The organism is Mesorhizobium sp. CA15, from assembly GCF_020165215.1.
Classification (GTDB): Bacteria; Pseudomonadota; Alphaproteobacteria; order Rhizobiales; family Rhizobiaceae; genus Mesorhizobium.
Window position 1 is genome coordinate 1 of the sequence record NZ_JAIUHQ010000040.1, and the last position, 4,978, is coordinate 4,978.

Sequence of the window (4,978 nt, forward strand, 5' to 3'; positions counted from 1 at the left end):
ATGCGGCGCGCTTTAGCAGGGGCGAGGTTGAGGGGCAAGCGGAACGCCTTTTTCCCTTCCCCCCTTGTGGGAGAAGGGAAATGCTCCACATCACAAACCGGTGAAGCTGTAACGAACCTCTCCACCCCGGCGAAATGAAGCATGACCCCGCAACGGAGACTGCTTCCCATGACCGGAACGACAACAAGCCTGCTTGCCGGCGCGATGCTCGCGGCCACGATGGGCGCGGCGACCGCGCAGCCGCTCACCGTGGTCGAGCTGTTCACCAGCCAAGGCTGCTCGTCCTGCCCGCCGGCCAACGCCAACCTGATCAAGGTCAAGGACCAGCCGGGCGTGCTGGCGCTGTCGTTCAACGTCACCTATTGGGACTATCTCGGCTGGAAGGACACGTTCGGCCGCAAGGAATTCACGGAACGCCAGGTGACCTACGAGCCGTCGCTCGGCCGTGACGGGCCGTTCACGCCGCAAGTGGTGGTGAACGGCAGGAGCGACGGCGTGGGCGCCGCGCCGGGCGAGATCCAGAGCCTGATCGCTAAAGGCGGCCGCACGCAGGGCCCGGAGCTTTCGCTTGGGCAGGGCAAGGTCAGCATCGGCGCCGGCAAGGCGCCGGGCGGCGGCGCCGACATCTGGCTGGTGCGCTACACAAGAGGCGTCGTCGAGGTGCCGGTGGCGCGCGGCGAGAACACCGGCCGCACGCTGCCGCACGCCAATGTCGTGCATGCGCTGACTAAGCTCGGCAGCTGGAACGGCACGGCGACGACGCTGCCGCTGCCGGCAGCCGCCGGGGGCTTGAGCACCGCGGTGCTGGTGCAGGCGCCGCGCGGCGGACCGATCCTGGCCGCAGCCGCCAACTGACCTTTTTCCCCTTCGCGCGGGGCCGCATGAGCGGCAACGCTTCACCAGGGCCCGCATGCGCGCGCCAAAACCCAAGGAGACTACCCATGTCCAAGTTCCTCACTCTGCCGGCGCTGGCCTTCGCGCTTTCCGCGTCCGTCTTCGTCGCCGGCGCCCGCGCCGACGACACGGCCAATGCGATGAAGCCCGCCAATGCGATGGCGACCGACGTTATGAAGCCGGCGGACGCGATGAAGCCGGCGACGGACGCGATGAAGCCCGCCGATGCCATGAAACCCGACGCGATGAGCACCGAGGCGATGAAGCCGCCAACGGATGCTATGAAGCCGGCGGATGCGATGAAGCCCGCCACCGACGCAATGAAGCCTTCGACGGATGCCATGAAGCCAGCGGACACCACCGCTCAGTAAGGTGAGCTGGCGATCCGCCTGCGTCGCCGGCCTGCGAGGCAATCGCACAGGGCAGCGCAGCCCCCGCTCCGTCTCGGCGCTGCGCGCCGATCCACCTCTCCCCCGCTTTGCGGGGGCGAGGAAACGCCAATCGCGGAGGACGCGGCCTTGGTACGCCTGGGTTCCTCGCCCCCGCCAGAGGCGGGGGAGAGGTGGATCGGCGAAGCCGAGACGGAGAGGGGAGCGCCCTCGGCCATTGGCCGCACGGCAAAGTGAGAACCGCTTCGAGGCTTCGATCGTATATAATGAAGCAACAACAGGAGATCAGGACATGAACGGCATAAAGACAAAGGCCGCGCGGCGATCGCCATTTTTCGCGCGCGGCACGTTGGCAGTGCTCGGCCTTGCGGCCGTGGCGGCAGCGGCCCTGTGGCAGACACCGGCCCGCTCGGCCGAGGACGCGGTGGTGATTCCGCCGCCGGCCTTGGACGAGAAGGCGGCAAGCGGCACCGAAAAGGCGATCTTCGCCGGCGGCTGCTTCTGGGGCGTGCAGGGCGTGTTCCAGCACGTCAAGGGCGTCAGCAAGGCCGTCTCCGGCTATACCGGCGGCAGCGCCGAAAACGCCGTCTATGAAGTCGTCGGCACCGGCCGCACGGGCCACGCCGAATCCGTCGAGATCACCTATGACCCGTCGAAGGTCACCTACGGCCAGCTGCTGCAGGTCTATTTCTCGGTCGCGCATAATCCGACGCAGTTGAACTACCAGGGGCCGGACCAGGGCACGCAATACCGCTCGACGATCTTCGCCGAAAACGACGAGCAGAAGAAGGTCGCCGAGAGCTATATCGCCCAGCTCGACAAGGCCAAGGTGTTCGCCAAGCCCATCGTCACCACGCTGGAGACCGGCAAGACCTTCTACCCGGCCGAGGACTACCATCAGGACTTCCTGACGCTGAACCCGACCTATCCCTATATCGTCTACAACGACCTGCCCAAGATCGAGAATTTGAAGGCGCTGTTCCCCAAGCTTTACAGCGAGAAGCCGGTGCTTGTGCTGGCCTCCAGCAAGAGCTGAGCGACACCCGCTCGTCGTCATCCACGGGCGGAGCAAGGAGCGCAGCGACGCGCGCAGACCCGAGGATCCATTCCGTGACGTATGAGCGCCGCAACGGTGCGGAATTCTGCTCCGCTGCATTCTACGGCCCAGGTCACGGACTGGATTCCAGGGTCTGCGCGGCGCCGCTTCGCGGCTGCTCCGCCCTGGAATGACGAAGCTGGGGTATGTGTCCGCGTGGGCAGGCGGCATGCCTTGGCGATTGGCCAACACGGCCCGGCCTTCGTCATCCACGGGCGGAGCAAGGAGCGAAGCGACGCGCGCAGACCCGAGGATCCATTCCGTGATCAATGAGCACCGCAACGGTGCGGAATTCTGCTCCGCTGCAGCCTTTGATCAAGGTCACGGAATGGATTCCAGGGTCTCCGCGACGCCGCTTCGCGGCTGCTCCGCCCTGGAATGACGAGGTTGAGGGGCTTGCGCCAATCTCCGAGGTTCGCACTTTCGGTTGACGAAGCCATCCGCGTCTATTTTGCTGGCAAAACAGAACACAATGTGAAGCAGTTCATAGAATTATACTTGACGCTGCAAAACATTGACATCCGATCTTCTGCCGCCACATAATCATCGCCGTCACTCTTTCGAAAAGTCTGTTTCAACTGATCCGGAGCGCTGCTTCCGGGGCGGATTCTTGTTGGCTGCATTGTTGGGCCGGGCATGCCGGCCGCGCTTCGGGAACGACGACGATGGGGAGGAACGACAGATGGCCATCGACATAAAAGTCTCCGTCTACACCAATGGCGACGACGCCTTCGTCGCCTGGGCGCCCAGCGACTTCATCGCAGGATGCCGGGGTTTTCTGCTCGAGCGCGGCCGCAAGGCCGGCGCGAGCGAGAGGATCGAGCCGGTGGAGAACCGCGTCGGCTTCACCAAGGACAAGCCGAAATCGGGCGACCACAGGCCGTCGGATGTCTGGCCCTTCCAGCGCTTCAACTGGACCGACCATGCGGCCGATGTCGGCAATGTCGTGCGCTACCGGGTGACAGCGATGATGAGCGCCGGACCCGGCAAGCCGCTGACCAAGGGCGTGTCGAGCGACTGGACGGACTGGGCGACGCTCGCCACCGACGCCGGCGGCGGCTTTTCCTGCTACTTCAACCGCGGCCTGGTGTTGTCGCAATTCGTCGCCCGCTACATGGCCAAGAACAAGCTTTCGCCCGCAGCCTTCAAGAAGAGCCTGCAGACCAATGGCGACGCAAAATTCCGCGCTTTCCTCGAAGGCGATCTCGGGCTGCGCATGGTTGGGCTGACGCAGGTCGCCGGCGACGAGTTGCATGCCGCGCTCTACGAGCTCGGCGACGCGACCCTGGAGACGGCGCTGATCGGGCTCGGGCCGCGGCTCCATCTCATCCTCGCCAACGGCTCCGACAAAAGCGGCGACGGCAACAAGGAGGCGCGCAAGAACCTCAACGACCACGGCATCGCGACCATCGACCGGATGCTGAAATCGAAAGGCCTCGGCCACAACAAATTCGTCGTCGTGTCCAAGGACGGCGAGCCGAAGATGGCGTGGACGGGCAGCACCAACTGGAGCACGACCGGCCTGTGCACGCAGGTCAACAACGGCCTTCTGATCGAGGACGCGGCGGTCGCGGCGCATTTCCGCAAGCATTGGGACCTGTTGAAGGACGCCTCGCCGCCCAAGACCGACCCGGCCAATTTCACGCCGGCGCTGATGGCGGACAACGATGCCCCCAAGACTTTCACGGTCGGGACCGCCAAGGCAACCGTCTGGTTCACCCGCACCTCGGATGGCGCCGACATGGCGGCGCTGCGCGACGTCATCGCCTCGGCCAAGCAGGCGGTGCTGTTCTTGATGTTCACGCCGGGCAAGCAGGGGCTGCACACGCTGGCCGGGCAGCGCGCCAGGGAAAAGGGCATGTATGTGCGCGGCGTGGTCTCGACGCTGAGCGCGGAGGAGGGCGGCACCGATCAGAACTTCCTCGACATCGACCTGGTGAGCAGCGACCGGAAATTCACGCCCGACCGCTATGCGGTGGCGCAGCCGCAGGGCCTCGACGCGCCGCTCGGGCCGTGGATCGCCGAGGTCAACCGGCGGAGCTTCCTATCGCAGATCGGCCACGCCATCGTGCACTCGAAAATCCTGGTGACCGACCCGCATTCAAACGACTGCGTGGTGGTGACCGGCAGCCACAATTTCTCGGCGCCAGCGAGCGAGAAGAACGACGAGAACCTGGTGATCGTGCGCGGCCACAGGAAGCTCGCCGCCGCCTATGCCACCTACGCGATGTCGGTCTACAGCCATTACCGCTACCGCTCCTACATCCGCGAGATGCGGGCCCAAGGCAGGACGCCGTGGAGCTATCTCGACGAAGACGATCAGTGGCTGAAGACGGAGCTCAGGACCAAGGCGCAGGAGATCGCGTTCTGGACGCAGACCTGATTTCCTTCTCCCCGTTCCACGGGGAGAAGGTGTCGCGAAGTGACGGATGAGGGGCAGCGCCGGCATCTGCGGCTAACCGCCGACCCATAACTGCCTGACAGGTCAGCGCCGCCCCTCATTGCCCTGTCGGGCATTTCTCCTGGCGCGACTGATCAGGCCGAGGCTTGATTGCCACGTGGTTCCCCCAATCCGTCGCTGCTTCGCAGCGCCACCTTT

General features: G+C 65.0%; 4 protein-coding genes. All 4 read left to right on the plus strand.

Annotated features, from left to right (window positions below; all coding sequences use genetic code 11):
* Window positions 1-168 precede the first annotated feature (168 nt).
* The 4 genes from LB515_RS27980 (at window position 169) to LB515_RS27995 (ending at window position 4,762) form a co-directional block, all read left to right on the plus strand.
* Window positions 169-855, plus strand: coding sequence for a DUF1223 domain-containing protein (locus LB515_RS27980; protein ID WP_224709673.1), 687 nt, complete (start codon window positions 169-171; stop codon window positions 853-855).
* An 86-nt stretch (window positions 856-941) separates the two neighbouring features.
* The gene (locus LB515_RS27985; RefSeq protein ID WP_224709674.1) at window positions 942-1,265 is read left to right on the plus strand and encodes a hypothetical protein; all 324 of its coding nucleotides are present in this window, start codon (window positions 942-944) and stop codon (window positions 1,263-1,265) included.
* 310 nt (window positions 1,266-1,575) lie between these two features.
* On the plus strand, window positions 1,576-2,319 hold the full coding sequence (gene msrA / locus LB515_RS27990; RefSeq protein ID WP_224709675.1) for a peptide-methionine (S)-S-oxide reductase MsrA: 744 nt from the start codon (window positions 1,576-1,578) through the stop codon (window positions 2,317-2,319).
* 742 nt (window positions 2,320-3,061) lie between these two features.
* Entirely contained in the window at window positions 3,062-4,762 is a 1,701-nt protein-coding gene (locus LB515_RS27995; RefSeq protein ID WP_224709676.1) for a phospholipase D-like domain-containing protein, read from the plus strand.
* Window positions 4,763-4,978: the final 216 nt, after the last annotated feature.